General features: G+C 65.4%; 19 protein-coding genes. 8 read left to right on the forward strand and 11 right to left on the reverse strand.

The window, feature by feature from the left end:
* Positions 1 to 27: 27 nt before the first annotated feature.
* The 6 genes from MKP05_RS04380 (at position 28) to MKP05_RS04405 (ending at position 6,106) form a co-directional block, all read left to right on the forward strand.
* A complete protein-coding gene (locus MKP05_RS04380; RefSeq protein WP_240567203.1) occupies positions 28 to 780 on the forward strand; it encodes a FadR/GntR family transcriptional regulator in 753 nt (250 codons plus the stop codon).
* Between the two features lie 16 nt (positions 781 to 796).
* Positions 797 to 1,945: a galactonate dehydratase gene (gene dgoD / locus MKP05_RS04385; protein ID WP_240567204.1), complete on the forward strand. Its 1,149-nt coding sequence runs from the start codon at positions 797 to 799 to the stop codon at positions 1,943 to 1,945.
* An 11-nt stretch (positions 1,946 to 1,956) separates the two neighbouring features.
* Positions 1,957 to 2,925 carry a 2-dehydro-3-deoxygalactonokinase gene (locus tag MKP05_RS04390; RefSeq protein ID WP_240567205.1) on the forward strand — a complete coding sequence of 323 codons (969 nt, stop codon included), beginning with the start codon at positions 1,957 to 1,959 and terminating at the stop codon, positions 2,923 to 2,925.
* Between the two features lie 22 nt (positions 2,926 to 2,947).
* The gene (locus tag MKP05_RS04395) at positions 2,948 to 3,559 is read left to right on the forward strand and encodes a 2-dehydro-3-deoxy-6-phosphogalactonate aldolase (RefSeq protein WP_110282231.1); all 612 of its coding nucleotides are present in this window, start codon (positions 2,948 to 2,950) and stop codon (positions 3,557 to 3,559) included.
* Positions 3,556 to 4,440: an SMP-30/gluconolactonase/LRE family protein gene (locus MKP05_RS04400; RefSeq protein ID WP_240567206.1), complete on the forward strand. Its 885-nt coding sequence runs from the start codon at positions 3,556 to 3,558 to the stop codon at positions 4,438 to 4,440. Before MKP05_RS04395 ends, MKP05_RS04400 begins: the two co-directional genes overlap by 4 nt.
* A 658-nt stretch (positions 4,441 to 5,098) precedes the next feature.
* Complete coding sequence (locus tag MKP05_RS04405; RefSeq protein WP_240567207.1) at positions 5,099 to 6,106, forward strand: carbohydrate porin; 1,008 nt, start codon at positions 5,099 to 5,101, stop codon at positions 6,104 to 6,106.
* A gap of 400 nt (positions 6,107 to 6,506) precedes the next feature.
* Here the strand turns inward: MKP05_RS04405 and MKP05_RS04410 are convergent, their stop codons facing one another.
* From MKP05_RS04410 to zwf, 3 genes are all read right to left on the reverse strand, one after another.
* On the reverse strand, positions 6,507 to 7,169 hold the full coding sequence (locus tag MKP05_RS04410; RefSeq protein WP_110282234.1) for a bifunctional 4-hydroxy-2-oxoglutarate aldolase/2-dehydro-3-deoxy-phosphogluconate aldolase: 663 nt from the start codon (positions 7,167 to 7,169) through the stop codon (positions 6,507 to 6,509).
* Between the two features lie 16 nt (positions 7,170 to 7,185).
* A complete protein-coding gene (gene pgl / locus MKP05_RS04415) occupies positions 7,186 to 7,854 on the reverse strand; it encodes a 6-phosphogluconolactonase (protein ID WP_240567208.1) in 669 nt (222 codons plus the stop codon).
* Positions 7,855 to 7,946: 92 nt separating this feature from the next.
* Entirely contained in the window at positions 7,947 to 9,440 is a 1,494-nt protein-coding gene (gene zwf / locus MKP05_RS04420) for a glucose-6-phosphate dehydrogenase (protein ID WP_240567209.1), read from the reverse strand.
* A 231-nt stretch (positions 9,441 to 9,671) separates the two neighbouring features.
* Between zwf and MKP05_RS04425 the strand changes: the two genes are divergently transcribed.
* On the forward strand, positions 9,672 to 10,535 hold the full coding sequence (locus tag MKP05_RS04425) for a MurR/RpiR family transcriptional regulator (protein ID WP_110282237.1): 864 nt from the start codon (positions 9,672 to 9,674) through the stop codon (positions 10,533 to 10,535).
* A 58-nt stretch (positions 10,536 to 10,593) separates the two neighbouring features.
* Here MKP05_RS04425 and MKP05_RS04430 read toward each other — a convergent pair whose 3' ends face one another.
* The 6 genes from MKP05_RS04430 to MKP05_RS04455 all read right to left on the reverse strand — a co-directional run bounded on the left by MKP05_RS04430 (position 10,594) and on the right by MKP05_RS04455 (position 17,036).
* The gene (locus tag MKP05_RS04430; RefSeq protein WP_240567210.1) at positions 10,594 to 12,189 is read right to left on the reverse strand and encodes a solute:sodium symporter family transporter; all 1,596 of its coding nucleotides are present in this window, start codon (positions 12,187 to 12,189) and stop codon (positions 10,594 to 10,596) included.
* A gap of 601 nt (positions 12,190 to 12,790) precedes the next feature.
* Complete coding sequence (locus MKP05_RS04435) at positions 12,791 to 13,252, reverse strand: hypothetical protein (RefSeq protein ID WP_240567211.1); 462 nt, start codon at positions 13,250 to 13,252, stop codon at positions 12,791 to 12,793.
* A gap of 755 nt (positions 13,253 to 14,007) precedes the next feature.
* Positions 14,008 to 14,469, reverse strand: coding sequence for a hypothetical protein (locus MKP05_RS04440; protein WP_240567212.1), 462 nt, complete (start codon positions 14,467 to 14,469; stop codon positions 14,008 to 14,010).
* A gap of 586 nt (positions 14,470 to 15,055) precedes the next feature.
* Entirely contained in the window at positions 15,056 to 15,538 is a 483-nt protein-coding gene (locus tag MKP05_RS04445; protein WP_240567213.1) for a hypothetical protein, read from the reverse strand.
* Between the two features lie 707 nt (positions 15,539 to 16,245).
* On the reverse strand, positions 16,246 to 16,617 hold the full coding sequence (locus MKP05_RS04450) for a RidA family protein (protein WP_240567214.1): 372 nt from the start codon (positions 16,615 to 16,617) through the stop codon (positions 16,246 to 16,248).
* A gap of 77 nt (positions 16,618 to 16,694) precedes the next feature.
* Entirely contained in the window at positions 16,695 to 17,036 is a 342-nt protein-coding gene (locus MKP05_RS04455; protein ID WP_240567215.1) for a TraR/DksA family transcriptional regulator, read from the reverse strand.
* A 142-nt stretch (positions 17,037 to 17,178) separates the two neighbouring features.
* Between MKP05_RS04455 and MKP05_RS04460 the strand changes: the two genes are divergently transcribed.
* A complete protein-coding gene (locus MKP05_RS04460; RefSeq protein WP_240567216.1) occupies positions 17,179 to 18,378 on the forward strand; it encodes an MFS transporter in 1,200 nt (399 codons plus the stop codon).
* 57 nt (positions 18,379 to 18,435) lie between these two features.
* Here MKP05_RS04460 and MKP05_RS04465 read toward each other — a convergent pair whose 3' ends face one another.
* Both MKP05_RS04465 and MKP05_RS04470 read right to left on the reverse strand, forming a co-directional pair.
* Entirely contained in the window at positions 18,436 to 19,290 is an 855-nt protein-coding gene (locus MKP05_RS04465) for a universal stress protein (RefSeq protein ID WP_240567217.1), read from the reverse strand.
* 134 nt (positions 19,291 to 19,424) lie between these two features.
* Positions 19,425 to 20,915, reverse strand: a complete 1,491-nt coding sequence (locus MKP05_RS04470) for a SulP family inorganic anion transporter (protein ID WP_240567218.1) — start codon at positions 20,913 to 20,915, stop codon at positions 19,425 to 19,427.
* Positions 20,916 to 21,124: the final 209 nt, after the last annotated feature.

The following is a 21,124-nucleotide window of genomic DNA, read 5'->3' on the forward strand; positions in this document are numbered from 1 at the left end:
CATTGTCATCGTAAGGAGCGCTTCCCCATGACCCTGGATGGCCTGCCCCAGCACCGCGGCGGCGCCGAGGAGCTGGCCCGGCTGCTGGCTCGTGCCCTGCTCGCCGGCCGCTGGCAGCCCGGCGACGCCTTCCCTCGCGAGCTGGATCTCTGCACACACTTCGCGGTGAGCCGCAACCAGGTGCGCAACGCCCTGGCCAGCCTCACCGCCACCGGCCTGATCGAGCGCACCGCCGGCCGCGGCACAGTGGTCCGGACCGTCGCCGACTGGCATCTGCTCGATCCACTGATGAGCGAATGGATGGTGGGGCTCGCCGACCCCCACCCCCAGCTGGTACGCGAGATCTTCGCCTTCCGCTACTCGGCGGAACCGGTGGTGGCCAGGCTCGCCACCGAGGCCGCCGAGGCCGCGGACCTCGAGCGCCTGGAGGCCGCCTTCCAGGGCATGACCCGCACCGCCAGCGAGCCCGAGGCGCGCGGCCTGCATGCCGAGTACGACGTGGCCTTCCACGACGCCATCTACCTGGCCAGCCACAACCTGGTGTGGCGCCAGATGGGCCACCTGCTGCGCCCCTCGATCATCGCCCTGATCCAGAGTTCCCAGGCCCATGTCCATCAGGAACACGAGAGCCTGGACGACAGCCTGGCGCGCCACGGCCGGGTGCTGGAGGCGATCCGCCGCCGCGACCCGGCCGCCGCCGAGCGCGCCGCCCGCGAGGTGCTGCGGCGCACCGCCATCGACCTGGGCATCGTCGACGCGCCGGCCGAATCCACACACTGACCCCCGAGGAATCCCCATGAAGATCACCCGACTCAAGACCTGGCAGGTGCCGCCGCGCTGGCTGTTCCTCAAGATCGAGACCGACGAGGGCTGCTACGGCTGGGGCGAGCCGGTCATCGAGGGCCGCGCCGCCACCGTGGAGGCCGCCGTCCATGAACTGGCCGACTACCTGGTCGGCCAGGACCCGCACCGCATCGAGCACCTGTGGAACACCCTGTACCGCGCCGGCTTCTACCGCGGCGGCCCCATCCTGATGAGCGCCATCGCCGGCATCGACCAGGCGCTGTGGGACCTCAAGGGCCGCGACCTGGGGGTGCCGGTGCACCAGTTGCTGGGCGGTCCGGTGCGCGACAGGATGCGCATGTACGCCTGGACCGGCGGCGACCGCCCCAGCGAGGTGGGCGCCGGCGCCAGGGCCCTGGTCGAGCAGGGCTTCACCGCCTTCAAGATGAACGGCACCGCCGAGCTTGCGATCGTCGACTCGCACCGCAAGATCGACGAGGCGGTGGCCCGGGTGGCCGAGGCCCGCGACGCCGTGGGCCCCGACGTGGGCATCGGCATCGACTTCCACGGCCGGGTGCACCGCCCCATGGCCAAGGCGCTGCTGCGCGAGCTGGAGCCCTTCCACCCGATGTTCGTCGAGGAGCCGGTGGCCCCCGAGCATTTGCCCTGCCTCAAGCAGATCGCCGGCGGACTCGGCTATCCGCTGGCCACCGGCGAGCGGCTGCACACCCGCTTCGAATTCCGCGACCTGCTGGCCGACGGCATGATCGACATCGTCCAGCCCGACCTCTCCCACTGCGGCGGCATCAGCGAGGGGCTGAAGATCGCCGCCCTGGCCTCGGCCCATGACGTGGCGCTGGCCCCCCACTGCCCGCTCGGCCCGCTGACGCTGGCCTCCTCATTGCACCTGGATGCAGTCTCCCACAACGCCTTCATCCAGGAGCAGAGCATGGGCATCCACTACAACCGCGACAACGACGTGCTCGACTACCTGGTGGACAAGTCGGCGCTGGCCATCGAGGACGGCTTCTGCGCCATCCCCCAGGGCCCGGGACTGGGCGTGGAGATCGACGAGGCCTTCGTCGAGGAGCGCGCCAAGGTGGGCCATCGCTGGCGAAATCCGGTATGGACGCATGAAGACGGTTCCATCGCCGAATGGTAAGGGAGGCAGACATGAACGCAACCATCGCCGAGCGCCTGGCCTGGGTCGCCGTGGACTGGGGCTCCAGCAACCTGCGCGCCTGGGCCATGGCGGACGATGGGCAGGTGCTGGCCCACGCCGGCAGCGAGCGCGGCATGCTCTCCCTGGCCCCTGCCGAGTACGAGGCCGAGCTACTGCGGGTGATCGGCAATTGGCTGCCCGCCACGGGGCGCGTGCCGGTGCGGGTGTGCGGCATGGCCGGCGCCCGCCAGGGCTGGCGGGAGGCCGCCTACCTGCCGGTGCCGACCCGGCTGGACGGCCTGGCCCGTGGTGCGGTCACGCCTCCCGTCAGTGATCCTCGCCTGGAGATCTCGCTGCTGCCGGGGCTCTGCCAGCACCCCGACGACTCCGGACGGACCTTCGATGTGATGCGCGGCGAGGAAACCCAGCTGGCCGGCCTGGCGGCCCGCGAGCCCGGCTTCTCCGGGGCGGTCTGTCTGCCCGGCACCCACGCCAAGTGGGCGCGTCTGGAAGGCGGCGAACTGTGCCGCTTCGAGACCTTTCTCACCGGCGAGCTCTATCAGCTGCTGGCCAGTCACTCGGTACTGGCGCACTCGCTTGGCGATGACGACCCGACCCATCCCGCAAGCCGCGAGGCCTTCGTCGACGCCGTGCGCGACGCCGTGGCCGCCCCCCAGGCCTTCAGCGCCCGGCTGTTCGGTATCCGCGCCCAGGACCTGCTCGATGCTCGGTTGCCGGCGGGGGAAGCACGTCGCGCTCGGCTGGCCGCGCGCCTCTCGGGGCTGGTGATCGGCCTGGAACTGTCCGAAGTCTGTCGCGAATTGCCGCGCGACAGCGTCGTGACCCTGATCGGCGCCGAGTCGCTGTGCGCCCGCTACGCTCTGGCCCTGGACGCCCTCGAGATGGCCAGCCAGCGCCTCGACGCCGGGGCGGCGGTGCTGGCCGGCCTGGGGCTGGCCCATGCCGCCCTGTCCGGCTGATGCTTACCAAGGAGATTCCTGCATGACCCTGCCCCTGATCGGTATCCTGCGCGGTGTCACCCCCGAGGAGGCGGTGGCGGTGGGCGAAGCGGTACTCGCCGCCGGCATCACCACCCTCGAGGTGCCGCTCAACTCTCCTGCCCCCCTGGAGAGCATTCGCCGCCTGACCAAGGCCCTGGGCGACCGCGCCCTGGTGGGGGCCGGCACCGTGCTGACCCCGGCCCAGGTGCGCGACGTCCAGGCCGCCGGCGGTCAACTGATCGTCTCGCCCAACTGCCGCCCGGCGGTGATCGAGGAGACCCGCCGCCTGGCGATGGCAAGCTGGCCCGGGGTGGTCACGCCGTCGGAGGCCTTCGATGCCCTGGACGCCGGCGCCACCGGCCTCAAGCTGTTCCCCGCGGTGCAGGTGGGGCTCGAGGGAATGAAGGCGGTGCGCGCCGTGCTGCCCGCGGGGACCCTGCTCTATGCCGTGGGCGGCATCGGCGTGGACAACTTCGCCGCCTGGCGCGCCGCCGGTGTCGATGGCGCCGGCCTGGGCGGCGCCCTCTACCAGCCCGGCCAGTCCCCCGAGCGGGTAGGCGAACAGGCCCGGGAACTCGTTGCGGCCTGGCGGGCCGCGGGAGGCGAGGCATGAGCCTGCCCTCCTGGACGGCCAGCCTGGCCGTGGACAGCCGCTGCGAACTGGGCGAAGGGCCCCAGTGGCACGCCGCCATGGGCCGCCTCTACTGGTGCGATATCATCAATGCCCGGCTGCACTGGCTGGAGGTGGCCTCCGGCGCCACCGGGCACCATGAGCTCGACCATAGGGTCTCGCTGGCCGCCCCACTCGAGGACGGCGGCCTGCTGCTGGTGGGCGAGGACCGATTGAGTCGTCTCGACCCGACGACCGAGCATATCGAGCGCTGCTGCGACTTCGAGGCCGATAACGCCGTCACCCGCAGCAACGACGCCCGCGTCGACCGCCACGGCAGCCTGTGGCTCTCCACCATGGGCAAGGCCGCCGAGCCCAGTGCCGGCAGCCTCTACCGCCTGCATCGCGGCGAGCTGGTCAAGCTGCGCAGCGGCCTGACCATCCCCAACGCCCTCTGCTTCTCCCCCGGCGGTGAGTTCGCCTGGTTCACCGACACCCCGACCGGGGTAGTGATGCGCTGGGCCCTCGATTACCAGGGCTGGCCAGTGGGCGACCCAGCGCCCTGGGCCGACTTCTCGGCCCACGCCGGCAATCCCGACGGCGCCGTGGTGGATAGCGAGGGCCACCTCTGGCTGGCCCTGTGGGGCGCCGGCCGGGTCGTGCGCCTGGACCACGAAGGGCGCATCGTCGCCGAGGTCCACCTACCGGTCACTCAGCCCTCCTGCCCCGCCTTCGCCGGCGCCGACCTCGAACGGCTCTACATCACCACCGCCCGGGAGCACCTCACCGCCATCGAGCTGGCCGGGCAGCCCCTGGCCGGCGGACTGTTCGTGGCCGAGGTGGGCGTCACGGGCCTGGCCGAGCCGCCTCTGCGACTCGCGTAACCTTCTCTCCAGGCTCCGAAAACGCTCACTCCGAGGAAGGCGGGCGTTCCTTCATAGGGCCAGTGCCTCTGCGAGCCGCCCGGTTCTCCCGACCTCTTCACTCATTACACTAGACATTAGTCGTAGACAAAGACCCCCGATTGAGACGAGCGGAAATATCAGATACAAAGATGGAGGTGCAGGTCAGAGCCCGCCGTTAGGCTATTCAAGGCGTCTCGCTTCAGCCCATGCACGGTCGAGAGGTGAGTTCGGCCCTGGGAGAGATGCCACTGACGGGTTGGGAATATGCCGTAAATTTACGTCGGAGGATTTGCAAGACTCGTCGTAAACGATTACTTTTGGCAACGGCATCGAACTGAAAAATCAGAATAACTTTACAAAGTTAGCGTAAAATCATGAACCTGCTAAGTATCACCGAGTTTCCACTTTACTTCCTTCGCAGCCTGCCCTGGCAGCCTGCCATGCATGATTGTTTGTAAAGTTTACTAGATAGCAGACTCACAACTTTCCGGAGTCGCCGCTTCGCATTGCCCCGGCACTGCGAAGCACAGGGAACGGCGTCTCCCAAGAACGGGGCAGGCAACAGTGAGGTTCCTCCTCGTGGCAACGGGGCCCTGGCCCCAACAAAAACCACCTGGATCAAGAGAGAAGAACGAAGATGACTTTTACTTTCAAGAGCAACGCAACCCGACACACCCTCACGCTGGTTCCCGTGGCGGCCGCCCTCGCCCTGGCCGGTCCGGCGCTGGCCCAGACCAACGACACCTCCCTGTCCTTCGACGCCAATGTCGAGATCGATACCGATGTGCTGGGCGGCAAGCAGCGCACAACCAATTACGACATGGGCGGCCGCCTGGAGTTCAACCTCTTCGGCGAGCATCGCGTGGGCGACCACTTCGTGCGGGGCCGTGGCACCGCCCTGCTGCTGGAGGATGGTGATACCGCCACCGACGACATGTGGGGCATGGTGGGCAGTGAGCGGTGGGATGTGCAGATCGGCCGCTTCGAGGGCTTCGACCTCTTCCCCAAGGGCAAGGACACCATCCTCGAGCATGCGGGAGATGTCCAGGTCTTCGAGGCCAACGGCGCCCGCGGCCGCGCCGATGAGGGCGGCCAGTTCGCCGCGCATTTCCACCCCACTGACGCACTCTCCTTCGAGCTGGGCACCATCTTCGCGGAAGGCGACAAAACCAAGGCCTTCACCGGAGTGCGTCCGGCCGTGTTCTATGCCGGCTCCGGCTTCTCCGTCACCGCCGGCCTCGAGCACGTCAAGTTCGACGCAGAAGACGAAGAAACGGGGGTTATCGGGGAAGCTGTCGACCATAACGGCGCTGGCCTGAACCTCGCCCTCGACGTGGCCGAGGCCCGGGTCAACCTCAACGCTGCCTACAAGGACGACAACCTGGACAACGATGTCGACGATGTCCTCACCCTGGGCGCCAACGTCATCTATGGCCCCTTCGGCGTCGGTTATATCCACTCCCGCGAGGACGACTCCAGCGACTCCGATCCGCATGTCAACAGCCTCTATGCTGCCTATACGGTGCCGTTCTTCGCCCTGGAGAATGCCAACGTGACGTTCGCGGCCACCTCCTCATACACCAATAGCGCCGGCGGTAATGACGAGCTGCACGGCGGCCGCGTTCGCTTCTTCTACGCCTTCTGAGCGCCATGACATCGCCCAGGGAAGGGCGGTGGCTTACTGATTCGATCCTTCCCCGCTCCCCCTGGGTCGCGGGGTTTTTGCTTGCCCGCCGTGAGCTCGAGGAGTCAATCGTTGACGATCATGACCCCCGGCGCAGCGGTCAGGCGGAGCTGGTAAAGATTCTCGGTGTATACCCGGTTGAACTCGCCGATCAGCTCGACTTGGCCTCGCCGTCGATCTCGCGCTGGTAATCGCTCGTCGACTTTTCAGACAAGCCGAATACCCATGCCCTTGCAACACTGGAAGCGGACCCCGTCGGCCCTGTCCGCAGGCAAAAAAAACCCGGCCAGAGGACCGGGGGGGAAAGGACAGCGACCGGCTGTCGAGAGAGCACATGAAAACTCGGGATGGACCAGGCGCCTCAGTGGTGGAAGCGGGTGGCCGCCTCGCGGGCGAGTTGGCGGATACCGCTCCAGTCCTCGGCCTCGACCAGCGACTTCGGGGTCAACCAGGACCCCCCCACGCACATCACGCTCTTGAGCGCCAGGTAGTCCTCGGCGTTGTCCAGGTTGATGCCACCGGTGGGACAGAAGCGCGCATCGGGCAGCGGGCCGGCGAAGGCCTTGAGCGCCTTGACGCCGCCGCTGGCCTCGGCGGGGAAGAACTTGAAGCGGCGGTAGCCGTACTGCCAGCCGGTCATCAACTCTGAGACGGTGGCCACGCCGGGCAGCATCGGCACCGGGCTGGTGACCCCGTAGCGGTAGAGCGCCTCGGTGGTGCCGGGGGTGACGATGAAGTCGGCGCCCACCTCCTCGGCCTGGCGGTACTGGGCCGGGGTCAGCACGGTGCCCACGCCGATGCTGGCCTGGGGCAGCGCCTCGTTGATGCGCTTGATCGCCTCCAGGGCACAGTCGGTGCGCAGGGTGATCTCCAGCACGGTCAGGCCGCCGTCGTAGAGGGCACGGGCCAGGGGCACGGCGTCCTCGACGCGCTGGATGGCGATGACCGGGATCACCTCGGCCTTGAGGCAGATGCTGTCCAGTTCGGTGGTGCGGGTCGAGGGCAGCTGCTTGTCGATGCTCATGATGTCACTCCGGAATTCAGGGGGCCCAGTAGGTCGCCAGCGGGCAGGAAAGGAAGGCGCGGATCGGCAGCTCGCGGCTGTCGTCGCCGGCCAGGGCCCGGGCCAGCACGGCGCGCTTGTCGCCGCCGCTGATGTGCAGCACGTGGCGCCGCGCCTGGTGCAGGCGGTCGGCACTCAGGGTGATGCGCGGCTGTGGCTGGCTGGGCGTGCGCACCGCCACCGCCGCGGCGTCGGTGGCCAGCGCCAGGGCGAGTTCCTGGCTGTCGGGAAACAGCGAGGCGGTATGGCCATCGCCGCCCATGCCCAGGATCACCACGCTGGCCGGCCAGGCCAGCCGCTCGATGCGCTCGGCCACCTCGGCCTCGCCCTGCTCCGGTGTCGGAGCCGAAGTGGTCAGCGGAGCGAAATGCGCCTCGGCCGCCGGCCCCTGCAGCAGGTGCTCGCGTACCAGGCGGGCATTGCTGTCGGCAGCCGTCTCGGGTACCCAGCGCTCGTCGGCCAGGGTCACGTCGATGCGCGACCAGGGCAGCTCGCAGGCCGCCAGCGCGCGGAAGAAGGGTACCGGCGTGGAACCGCCGGAGACCACCAGCAGGGCTCGCTCCTGTGTCGCCAGGTCCTGGCGCAGGGCCTCGGCCACCGCCTCGGCGAGTTGGGCGGCGAGTCGTTCGCGGGAAGCGTCACTCATCTCAGTAATCCTCGTACCAGCTGCGGCCATCCTGGGTGATCATGGCGGTCTTGAGAGAGTCGCCACCGGTCCCCGGGGCCGGTCGCTGTTCCTTAGTAGTCTTCATACCAGCTGCGGCCATCCTGGGTGATCATGGCGATGGAGGCCACCGGCCCCCAGGAGCCGGCCGGGTAGCGGCGCGGCAGCTCGTTACGGTCCTCCCAGGCGGCAATCAGGCTATCGCACCAGCGCCAGGCGTGCTCGACCTCGTCACGACGCACGAAGAGGTACTGCTGCCCCTTCATGACCTCGAGCAGCAGGCGCTCGTAGGCATCGGGGATCCGCGTCTTGGGGAAGGCGCTGTTGAAGTCCAGGTGCAGGGGGCCGCGGCGCAGGCGCATGCCCTTGTCCAGGCCGCTGTCCTTGGTCAGCACCTCGAGCGCGATACCCTCCTCCGGCTGCAGACGGATCACCAACTTGTTGGCCGCCAGGCCGCGCTGGTCGGGGTCGAAGATGTAGTGGGGCTGCTGGCGGAAGTGGATGACGATCTGCGACAGCTTCTCGGGCATGCGCTTGCCGGTGCGCAGGTAGAAGGGCACGCCGGCCCAGCGCCAGTTGGCCACGCCGGTCTTCATGGCCACGAAGGACTCGGTGTGGCTCTCGGTGTTGGCGCCCTCCTCTTCGAGGTAGCCGGGCACGGCCTGGCCGTCGATGGTGCCGGCCACGTACTGGCCGCGCACCACGTCGCGACCGAGCATGTCATCGGTGAACGGCTTGAGCGCCTTGAGCACCTTGACCTTCTCGTCGCGGATGGCGTCGGCATCGAGGTTGGCCGGCGGGTCCATGGCGATCAGGCAGACCAGCTGCAGCAGGTGGTTCTGCACCATGTCGCGCAGCTGGCCGGCGTCGTCGAAGTAGCCCCAGCGCCCCTCGATGCCCACCTGCTCGGCCACGGTGATCTCCACGTGGGAGATGTGGTTCTGGTTCCACTGGGTGCCGAACAGCGGGTTGGCGAAGCGCAGGGCGATCAGGTTCTGGACCGTCTCCTTGCCCAGGTAGTGATCGATGCGGTAGATGCGCGACTCGGGGAAGACGGCGCCGATGGCGTCGTTGATCTCGGCCGACGACTCGAGGTCGTGGCCGATGGGCTTCTCCACCACCACCCGACTCGCCTCGTCGAGGCTGCCACTGGCCTCGAGATGGCGGCAGATGTCGCCGTAGATCTTCGCCGCCACCGAGAGGTAGACCACCATGGGGCGGCCGGCGTCCTGGCGCCACTCGCGGATGGCGGCATAGCTTTCGGGCTGGGTGAAGTCGAGCTGGATGAAGTCGAGCCTCGCCAGGAAGCGTTTCAGCGACGCGCGATCGAGCTCCTCGGCCTTGACGCGAGTCCTCAATGACTCCTCCACCCGGGCCTTGAAGCCATCGACATCGAGCTCCTGGCGCGCCAGGCCGAGCAGGCGGGTGCGCTCGTCGAGCAGCCCTTCGCGGTCGAGCTGGTAGAGCGCCGGAAACAGCTTGCGCTGCGACAGGTCGCCGAGCGCGCCGAACAGCGCCAGGTCGATGTCCGTCCTGGCCGCCTGGCCGGACTGGGTGTGATGACTCATGTCAGCCCCCATCTGGTTAACTTAACAAAAAAATAGCGCACCACAGGGCAAAAAGGCAAATTTTTTCTGTAAACTTACAAAATAAATCGCTTCGACGTGCGCCCCGTTGGCCCAACGCGGCCCACCACGCTAGGATAGTCAGCATAATGTAGTTAAATGACTACATCATCCACTCCGGCTTCAATCCTGTCGCGCCAGCGGCGCCCCGCGTCATGGAGACCCTCCCCCATCATGGCCAGTCACGACCTGCTTGATCGCATTCGCCTACGGCTCGAGGAACTCAACCGCTCCGAGCGCAAGGTCGCCGACGTCATCCTCGCCGACCCCGGCTCCGCCACCAGCATGAGTATCGCCACCCTGGCACAGGCCGCCTCGGTAAGCGAGCCCACGGTCAACCGTTTCTGTCGCAGCTTCGATGCCAAGGGCTACCCGGACTTCAAGATCAAGTTAGCCCAGAGCCTGGCCGGCGGCACGCCCTACGTGAGCCGGGCGGTGGAACCCGGCGACGGTGCCGCCGACTACACCCAGAAGATCTTCGGGGCGACCATCGCCGCGCTGGACGAGGCCCGCCGCCAGGCCGACCCGGTCCGCATCGAACGGGTGGTCGACTACCTGATCCAGGCCAAGCAGATCCACTTCTTCGGGCTCGGTGCTTCGGGGGCGGTGGCCCAGGACGCCCAGCACAAGTTCTTCCGCTTCAACCTGCCGGTCACCTCCTACGTGGATGTCCTGATGCAGCGCATGGTGGCCGCCGCCTGCCATACCGGCGACGTGGTGGTGGTGATCTCCTGGACGGGCCGCACCCGGGAGCTGGTCGACATCGCCCGCCTGGCCCGCGAGAGTGGCGCCGTGGTGCTCGGCATCACCGCGCCGGGCTCGCCGCTGGCGCGGGAGTGCACCGAGACCCTGGAGGTCACCACCCCCGAGGATACCGACTATTATATGCCGATGACCTCGCGCATGATCCAGCTGGCACTGGTCGACGTCCTGGCCACCGGCGTCACCCTGCGCCGCGGCGAGGACTTCCTCTCCCACCTGAAGAAGATCAAGGACAGCCTGCAGGAGACGCGCTACCCGGCCCACGACCGGCACTGACCCCGGCCGCCCCCCCCCCCCCCCTGCACGGGAGGGGGCGGCAGTGGCGGCGAAGGCGTCAGCCGGCGAAGGCAGCGTAGATAATGGCCACCAGCACCACCAGGACGACACCGGCGGGCAGTGCCCCCTTCCAGGGCGCCAGGTCGACCTCTCCACTGTCCTCGTGAACCCAGGGCGTGGCGAGCGGACGCAGCCGGCCGATGAGCAGCATCAGCGCCACCAGCAGCACGAAGACCGCCGCCACGAAGTGAAACTCATGCATGACCAGTGGCAGCTTGTCGAACGGCGGTACAAAATATCCGGCGGCGATCAACAGGCAGCCGCCCACCAGCGCGACCTTGGCCGCCATGGGCGGCACGCGGCGGGTCAGCAGGCCGACGATCACCACCGCCAGGATGGGGATGAAGTAGATGGCGTTCATCTTCTGCAGGTAGCCGAAGAGACTCTCCTGGCCGGCCAGCAGCGGCGCGATGGTCATGGTGACGACGGTCATGATCCAGCCGAACACCTTGCCCGACTTCACCACCTGCTCGTCGGTGGCGTCCTTCTTCAACACCCCCTTATAGATGCCGAGGCTGAAGATGGTGGTGGTGCTGTTGAGCGCCGAGTTGAACGACGACAGGATGGCACCGACCATCACCGCGGCGAAGAAGCCGGTGAGATAGGGCGGCAGCACATCGAACACCAGGTGGCCATAGGCCTCATCGGCCCGCACGCCCTGGTCGGCGTAGAGGTGGTAGGCGATGATCCCCGGCAACACCAGGTAGAGCGGCCCCAGCAGCTTGAAGAAGCCGGTCAGCAGCACGCCCTTCTGCCCCTCGGCCAGGGTCCTGGCAGCGAAGGTACGCTGGATGATCTGTTGGTTCGTGGTCCAGTAGAAGAGGTTGATCAGGAAGACGCCGGTGAAGAGGGTGAAGAAGGGCACCTGCTGGTCGGCCCCGCCGATGGAGTTGAGCTTGTCCGGGTCGCTCGCCTTGAGGATGTTCCACCCCTCCAGCACGCCGCCGTCGCTACTCACCGCCTGCAGGCCGAAGTAAACGATCACGAAGCCGCCAATCAGCAGGCCGACGCCGTTCAGGGTATCGGAGACCGCAACGGTGCGCAGACCGCCGAAGAGCGCGTAGATGGCGCCGATGATGCCGACGATCCACACCGTCAGCCACAGCAACACGGTGGGCGATTGGATGCCGGTGAGCCCCTGGAGGTCGAGCATGCCCTGCAGCCCCATGGCGCCGGAATAGAGGATGATCGGCAGCAGGATCACCGCATAGGCGATCAGGAAGATCACGTTGGTGATCAACTGGGTACCGGCATCGAAACGGATCGCCAGCAGCTGCGGAAGGGTCGCGATGCCGCTCTTCAGGAAGCGGGGCAGGAAGAAGAGTGCCAGGGCCACCAGAGCGATCACCGCCACCACCTCCCAGGCCATCACGCTCAGGCCGTCGCTGAAGGCGGCCCCGTTGAGCCCCACCATCTGCTCGGTGGAGAGGTTGGTCATCAGCAGCGAGCCGGCGATCAGCGGGAAGGTCAGGGTCCGGCCGGCGAGGAAATAGCCGCGGGTACTCTCGTGGTCGTCGCGGCGGGTCAGGCGCCAGGTGATGAAGGCGACCAGTCCCGTGAAGAACAGGAAGGACAGCAGGGTAAGAGCATGCATGGAGATCTCGCTCCGGTGATCGACGTGGATGTCACGGCCCGAGCCACGGGCCGCAGGAAATGTCAGATATTAAGAACGTGCGTCATTTTAGATAGATGACTCGATTCCTGCATGCGACTTTAGTCGAACATTTGGCAGTATATTTCGGAATATTACATATATACCCTCGCCGACGGGCAGGCCATGATGTCACTCTGCCACCACTGGATCTGCCGGGGGCTACCAGGCGACTGGCCACAGGGGGGGGCTGAACCGATAAGGTGTCTTTGCCAGCCGACCCTGCCGGTGGCTCGACACCGCGACGATTGGCGCCGCCAGACACCCGAGGCGATACCTGATAGCTCAGGTGCTGCACTTGATCATTGACGGGTCATGCAATGGAAGGAGCCCGGTGGTACCAGCAGTTCGATGCCTTGACATTGGCGCCTCAGACATACGAAATGCATTGCCATGGATTGGGTGGCACCACCATCGCACGACTCTGCTAAGAACAAACAATGGCACAAAAAAATGCCAGGCTATGCCTGGCTAGATCACTCAATGTCTACCACGATATCCTCGCCTCATCTCCCTATATCCTGGCGACACTCCATGCGTGCCGTCAGAGAGCATCCATGCGCGTCGTCAAATAGTAGCGCTGGGACCCTCTTTGCGTTCCACTGAGAAATTTCCCACTCACCTCCAGCATATAGAAGCCGGGATTCAGCGCTTGATCGAGCGTGAAACGTCCGCCCAGACGGCTGCCCCTGGCGATGATGTTGTCGTTTTCATCGTACAGGGTTCCACGCAGAATGACTTTATTGGGACTCGTTGCCAACCAGAGATGCGTACGCACCTGCATCCGCGTCGGCTCCTCGATATCGAAGACATAGCGATCGATACCCATGATACGCTGATGCTGCGATGGGCCCTCTGGGAGTGGAAGCACCCCGTCGCGCTCGGCCACGACGCTGATGGGATCGAGGGTGACAGCCCCATTAGCATTCTCATTGGCCATAACGTTTCCCATTCCGCCCAGCAGCAGTGCCATGACCAGTGCGGCACCTTTTCCTGAAATAGTCATCGTCGCTCTCCTTCCATTAACCCGATTGCCATGCCTTTGACCCGGCGATCAGGCTGAGTGATATATCGTTGCTTCTTGCATTTTTGTAGAAGAGATGCTCGATTACTTACACGGCACACTAGGGCCTATAGACCGATTCACCATGTCCTTATCCATATGCACACTTTGCCGCCCCCCAGGTGAAGGGTCATGGCTTGTCCAATGAGTCAGATGGGGCGGCGCGGTGTCGTGAAGGGTCAACTCGCAGCTTCTGCTGGAACAGCAGGCTGTCGGGCCGGTGGCACTCTCTCGCCCTGATGGGAGCAGTGGCATGCGGCGTGGAGGCGAGCCTGCCATTGAGCTGGCAGGGTGGGACGGCGCCCTGCCAGGCGGGTGGCTGTGTCGATCGGCCGGGGCGCCGAGCACCTGGCAGGATGCGTGCCACCCTCGGCGCCTGCATGGTGTTTGTCAACGGGGGGCTCCGTCAGTGCTGGGCAAGATCAGCCCATCTCGTCGCCTCTCGACGCCGGCAGCCCCGTGGCAGACCACCAGACCTCCCAGGGTAAGACGCGCGCCCCCCCCGTATGCCTGTTGGATTTACGTCATGGTGTGCCATTCCGAGGCACCACCCTCGGGAACAGCGCCAGTCAGGCGCTGCGCGCCATGCCTGGCGCACACCAAGAAAAAGCCAGGCTATGCCTGGCTAAATCACTCAATGTCTACCAAGGCTTCCTCGCCTCATCTCCCTATATCCTGGCGTCACTCCAGGCGAACTGTCAGATAGCATCCATGCGAGTCGTCAGATAGTAGCGCTGGGATCCTCCTTGCGTTCCACTGAGAAACTGCCCTTTCACGTCCAACGCATAGTAGCCTGGCTCCAGCGTTCTATCGAACGCAAACCGTCCGCCCATAGAACGCCCTTCGGCGACGACATTATCATTTTCATCGTACAGGGTTCCGCGCAGAACCACGTTATTGGGACTCGTTGCCGCCCAGAGATGCGAGCGCACCTCCATCCGCGTCGGCTCCTCGATATCGAAGACATAGCGATCGATATCCATGATACGCTGATGCTCCGATGGACCTTCTGGGAGTTGGAGCACCCCGTCGCGCTCGGCCACGACGCTGATGGGATCGAGGGTGACAGCCCCTTTAGCATTCTCATTGGCCACTACGTCTCCCATTCCACCCAGCAGCAGTACTGTGACCAAGGCGGCACCTTTTCCTGAAATAGTCATCGTCGTTCTCCTTCCATTAACCCGATCGTCATGCCTTTGACCCGGCGATCAGGATGAGTGATGTATCGTTGCTTCTTGCATCTTTGTAGAAGAGACGCCCGATTACTTACACGGCATATCAAGGCCTGTAGTCCGATTCTCCATATCCACACTTTGCCGCACCATGTGAAGGGCCACGGTTGTGTCAGCGGTTCGCCGCCTTGACCATGGCGCCGCAGGCGCCCGGAAGCGTTGTCATGGCTTGTCCAATGAGTCAGATGGCGGTGCGGTGTCGTGAGGGGCAACTCGCCGCTTCTGCTAGTAGGCTGTCGGCCGGTTGCACTCTCTCGCCTTGATGGGAGCAGTGGCATTCGGCGTGGAGGGGGGCCTGCCAGTGATCTGGCAGGGTCGGGACGGGGCCCCGCCGAGCAGGTGCTGGTCGATCGACCGGGGGAGCCGAGCACCTTACGCTTTGTCTGAAAAATCGGCGAGCGATGGCCAGACAAAGCTTAACAGCGCCAGTCAGGCGCACCAAAAAAATGCCAGGCTATGCCTGGCTAAATCACTCATTGTCTAGCGAGATTTCCCATACCGCCATATCCTGGCGTCAATTCGCAGGAGTCGTCGGAGTCGTCAGATAGTAGCGCTGGCCTCCTCCTTGCGATCCATCGAGAAACTCCCCTTCCACCTCCAGCGCATAGTGGCCGGGCTGCAGCCTTTCATCGAACGTAAAGCGTCCGCCGACAGGTTCCCCTTCGGCGACGAGCTCATTGTTTTCATCGTACAGAGTTCCACGCAGCTTTACTTTATTGGGACTCGTTGCCGTCCAGAGATGCGTACGCACCTGCATCCGCGTCGGCTCCTCGATCTCGAAGACATAGCGAACGACACCCAAGACACGCTCGTGATCCGACTGACCTTCTTCGATCCGGAGTGGGATTATTCTCATGTCTTCGGCCTCGGCGATAACGCTGATAGGCTCGAGGGTGACAGCCCCATCATCTTGCGCGACAGCAGTGGCCACAAGGCCGCCCATTCCACCCAGCAGCAGCGCTGTGACGAGTACGGCACCTTTTCCTGCAATAGTCATCGTCGTTCTCCTTGCCATTAACCTGATCGCCATGCCTTTGGCCCGGCGTTCAGGATGAGTGATTCAATAAATCCCTTACATAGGTTAGCATCACTCAGCACGGCATGCAGACTTGCTGTGTAGTGCGGACCAGAAGGATTCCAGCCCCCACTGCCAACCGAATCGGCGAGCCGCCCTGAAGAACTGGCAGTATGTCGTCCTCCTCTCACCTGGCGTAAATGCGTATTGCCTGGCTCAAGCGGAACCGAGTCACCTGTCGATACGGCTGAAGCCTGCACTCAAGTCACACATATCGTTATCCTTGCATCTTTGTAGTAGAGATGCCTGAGCCCTTACACTCAAGGCGTGTAGACCGATTTGCTATATCCTTATACAAACTAATCCATTAAAGAAATCAATAACTTGAAAATTATAAGCAGTTACGAAACATCGCCCGCGGCAACACGAAAACGGCAAGCTCCATGCTCTTTGCCGAGATCGGCAGCCGATCCAGGCCACTGCGCCCGACATGGGGCAGCGCCATCCAGGCCTCCCCGTCGCGGCAATGCAGCCCTGTCTCGACAGGCTGAGCTCATGTCGGCGGTAACGCAGGTACTGACTGGGCCACCAGCGACGACGAGAAGCGCTCCAGCACGCCCAATTGCAGCCGCAGCCCGCTACACTCGGGCATTCCCGGATCGGGACTCGAGGATGCCTCCAGGCTTGGATCAGTAGCTGTATTCGCCGATGACCAGGGCCGTGACGGTGATCTCGACCTTCAGCTCGTCGGCGGGCATGGGGGCACAGACACAGGTACGTGCCGGGGCGTGGCCGGTGGGCACCCAGTCGTCCCACACCGCGTTCATGGCGGCGAAGTCGTGGCCATCCTTGAGGTAGATCGTCGCCGTCAGCAGATGCTCGCGGTCGGAGCCGATCTCGGCCAGCAGCGCATCGACGCGCGCCAGCATGCTCGCGGTCTGCTCGGTGATGTCGCCATGGCGCGCCTCGGGGCCGGCCACCTGGCCGCACAGGTAGGCGATACCGTTGTGGATCACGGCGCGGCTCATGCGCGCCTTGGTGTCATGCCGAACGATCGTCATGTTTTTCTCCTGGAAGACGAAAGATACGCAGCGAAGCCACCTGCTTCGATGCGTAACAAGCAGTCGATTCTACCCCATCACTCGGCACAGTCGATGCATTTGAGTACCAGCGGGTCCCACCCGAGCCGTTTCGTGGCGATCCATTCGCCGCACCCGATGCATTCGCCGTACTCGCCCCGGTCGATGCGGGCCAGGGACGTCGTGATGCGCCTCAGCGCCAGTTGCCGCCGCTCCTCCTCGGCCTTGGCCATGGCCTGCCCCTGCAGGGCATCCATGCGTGACAACCGCCCCACCGAGGTCTGGTCGAGTGTCACGGTATCGCGCGCCTCACGGCTCGACTCGCTCTCCTCGAGCAACTCGGCACGCATGGCCAGGAGTCGTTCGCGAACGGCCTCCATGTCCAGTTCAGGATGATTCAAGGTCACCTCCTCGCCACCAGGCGCTCCGATGCGTCCCGGCAAGCTGCTATCATGCGTGACTTTCCATCACACGACGGGCCGTGATTCGGCCGGCCTGACGACATCTTGCCACTCCCACCCGGTCACTGCCTACGGAGGTATCATGGGCTACCGCACCCTGTTGCGGGAACATCGCGGCCTGCTCGGCATCGCCTTCCTGGCGATGTTCACTTCGAGCCTGGGCCAGAGCTTCTTCATCGGCCTGTTCCAGGCACCGATCAGTGCCCGGCTGGGCTTCAGTGCCGGCCAGTTCGGCAGCGCCTACGCCCTGGTGACCCTGGTCGCCGGTTTCGCCATGCTGCGCCTGGGGCCCAGCATCGACTGGGTACCGCCGCGGCGCTTCGCCCTGATAGTGCTCGGCTCGTTGCTGACCGGGGTGCTGCTGCTGACACTGTCGCCCTGGTGGGGGCTGGGGCTGCTCGGCCTGGGCCTGGTGCGCCTGTGCGGCCAGGGGATGATGACGCATCTGGGCAACACCCTGGCGGGGCGAGAATTCGTGGCCATGCGCGGCCGCGCCCTGGGCCTGGTAAGCATGGGCATCATGCTCGGCGAGACAGTACTGCCGCCGCTGATGGCGGCGCTGCTGGTATGGCTCGGTTGGCGGGAACTCTGGTGGCTCTTCGTGCTGGTGCTGGCCGGGCTGTGGGTACCGCTGCTCGCACGCGGCCCCTGGCCCAGGGCACCGCGCCAACGCCCGAAACGCGGCCAACGCCGTGATGGCCCGCGCCCCTTCCGGGAACTGCGTTTCTGGTGCCTGCTACCGCTGCTGATGATCCTGCCGGTGACCATGACCGGGCTCTTCATCTACCAGGCACGCATGACCGAGGACCTCGGCAGCACCCTGGGCGTTTACGCCCTGGCACTGACCGGCATGGGGCTTGCCAAGCTGCCCGGCGCCCTGATCGGTGGGCGCTGGGTCGACAAGCTGGGGCCGGTGCGCCTGGCCCGTCTCTACCTGCTGCCGTTCGCCCTGGCGCTGGTGGTGGCCATCGTCATCGGCGGCCATCTCGGAGTCTGGGCGCTGATGGTGGGTGGCGGGCTGGCCATGGGCGCCCAGGAATCCATCGCCACCAGCCTGCTGGTGCGGCTCTGGGGTGCCGAGCATCTCGGCACGGTACGCGCCACCCTGAGCGCCTGCATGGTCTTCTCCACCGGCGTCGCCCCGGCGGTACTGGGTGTGGCGCTGGACCTGGGCGCCGACTTCACTCTGGTACTGGGCGGCATGCTGGCGTTTCTGGCCATCGGCTGGACGCTGGCCCAGGGGGTGCTGGCCAGCCCGGCAGCGCAGGCCACCGACGCCTGACGCGATACCGCCGGCCCCGGGGCCGGCGGTATCGTGCACTTCAGTCGCTGCCGGGAATCACCGGAGCAGCAGCACCGGCACGTTGACACGGCGCAGCATGGCGGTGGTGGTACTGCCCACCAGCAGGTGGCGGATGCGCGAGTGACCGTAGGCCCCCATCACCAGCAGGTCGATATCGTGCTCGGCCTGGTAGGTGCGCAGGGCCTCCTCCACCTCGCCGGCGCGGATCGCACCCTCGGCCTCATGGCCGGCATCGCGCAGCGTCTTCAGCGCCCAGTCGAGCTGGGAGCGGTTGTCGCCGGTCTCGGCGCCGACGATCACCACATGGCAGGGAATGCCGTTGAACAGCGGGCTCTTTGCCAGCATCTCCACGCCCTTGCGGGTGGTCTTGCTGCCGTCGAAGGCGATCATCACCTGCTCGGGCGTCTTGAAGGTCTCGGGCACCATCAGGATCGGCCGGTGCAGGGTGCGCACCACCCGCTCGAGGTTGGAGCCCAGATGCTCGCTGGCCTGGTGGGCGGTCTCGCCGCGCTTGCCCATGACCAGCAGGCGAATCTCGCTTTCCAGCTCCTCGAGCGTCTCCACGAGAGTGCCGTTGCGCTGGCGGGTGGCGGGCTCCGCCACACCATCCTCGATGGCCCGCTCCCGGGCCGCCTTGAGCATCAGCCGGCCCTGCTCCTGGGCCACCTTGGCGCGCTGCTCGTCCAGGGTGGCCAGTTCCTCGAGCAGATGCTCGCGAGAGCCCAGCCCGATGTTGCCGGAGAGGTCCGCCTCGGCGGTCTGGGGATGGTTGTCCACCACGTGCAGGAAGGTCAGCGGCGCCTCCAGCGCCAGACTGGCCCAGGCGGCGTAGTCGCACACCCCTTCGGAGAATTGCGAGCCGTCGATGGCGGCCATCACCTGATCTGTCATCTTGTCGTTTCCCAAGCTGGCGTGGGTTGGCGGCGGGTCCGCTCGAGGCAACCCGCCATTATACAAGTTCTACACTATCGGGCCGGCGCATCACAGGGGCGCGCCCAACCGATGGCCCCGAGGCTTGCCGCGGGTCAATGACCGCCCATCAGCTTCTCGACGGCCTCCGGGTCGTCGTGCACGGCGTAGCGGTCGACGATGGTGGCGCTGGCCTCGTTGAGGCCGATCAGTTCCACCTCGGTGCCCTCGCGGCGGAACTTGATCACCACCCGGTCCAGGGCCTGGACGGCGGTGATGTCCCAGAAGTGGGCCCGCGACAGGTCGATGGTGACCTTCTCCACGGTCTCCTTGAAGTCGAAGGCATTGCCGAAGCGCTCCGAGGAGGCGAAGAACACCTGGCCCACCACCTTGTAGATGCGATGGCGGCCTTCGTCGGTCTCCTCGCTACCGATATAGAAGATGTTGCCCACCTTGTTGGCGAAGTTCATGGCGGCGATCAGCACCCCGACGAAGACGCCAATGGCCAGATTATGGGTCCCCACGGTGACCGCCACGGTGACCACCATCACCATGTTGGTGCTCATGGGATGCTTCTTGAGGTCGCGGATGGAGCTCCAGCTGAAGGTACCGATGGCCACCATGATCATTACTGCTACCAGGGCCGCCATGGGGATCTGCGACACCCAGTCGGCGAGGAACACCACCATCAGCAGCAGGGCGACACCGGCGATCAGGGTCGACATGCGGCGGCGGCCGCCCGACTTGATGTTGATCACCGACTGGCCGATCATCGCGCAGCCGGCCATGCCGCCCAGCAGGCCGGCGCCGATGTTGGCGATGCCCTGGCCCTTGCACTCGCGGTTCTTGTCGCTCCTGGTGTCGGTCAGGTCGTCGATGATGGTGGCGGTCATCATCGACTCGAGCAGGCCGACCACGGTGAGCATCAGCGAGTAGGGCAGGATGATCATCAGCGTCTCGAGGTTCAGCGGCACCTCGGGCCACAGGAAGACCGGCAGGCTGTCCGGCAGCTCGCCCATGTCACCCACGCTGCGGATCTCCATGCCGGTGATCATGTAGACCGCGGTCAACACCACGATGCAGACCAGCGGTGAGGGAATCGACTTGCCGACCACCGGCACGTAGGGGAAGCCGTAGATGATCGCCAGGCCGGCCAGCGTCATGGCATACACATGCCAGGTCACGCCGGTCAGCTCCGGCAGCTGGGCCATGAAGATCAGGATCGCCAGGGCATTGACGAAGCCGGTGACCACCGAGCGCGAGACGAAGCGCATCAGGTCGGCGAGCTTCAGGTAACCGGCGATGATCTGCAGCACCCCGGTGAGCAGGGTGGCGGCCAGCAGGTACTCGAGGCCATGCTCCTTGACCAGGGTGATCATCAGCAGCGCCATGGCGCCGGTGGCCGCCGAGATCATGCCGGAACGGCCGCCCGTGAAGGCGATGATCACGCAGATGGCGAAGGAGGCGTAGAGGCCGACCTTGGGGTCGACGCCGGCGATGATCGAGAAGGCGATGGCCTCGGGGATAAGCGCCAGTGCCACCACGATACCGGCGAGCGTGTCGCCCTTGAGGTTGGAGAACCAACTCAGTTTCATTTTTTCGTACATGCTGCGGTCCAGTCAGGGGTGATTGGAATGCCGTGAGGCGCCAGGGTATGTCGTCGCATGCCACGCCTTCGGCCTCGCCGGGTCAGGCGCGGCCGTGGCGGGCATGTCGCGAGGGATCATTCACAGGGAGGGCGCAGGGGCCCCGGGACATCAGCGTGATGTCGGGCGATGACGAGCCGATGAAGGCATCATCGCCGGAAAGGAAGGAG

It is taken from the genome of Halomonas flagellata (genome assembly GCF_022487945.1).
GTDB classification, from domain to species: domain Bacteria; phylum Pseudomonadota; class Gammaproteobacteria; order Pseudomonadales; family Halomonadaceae; genus Halomonas; species Halomonas flagellata.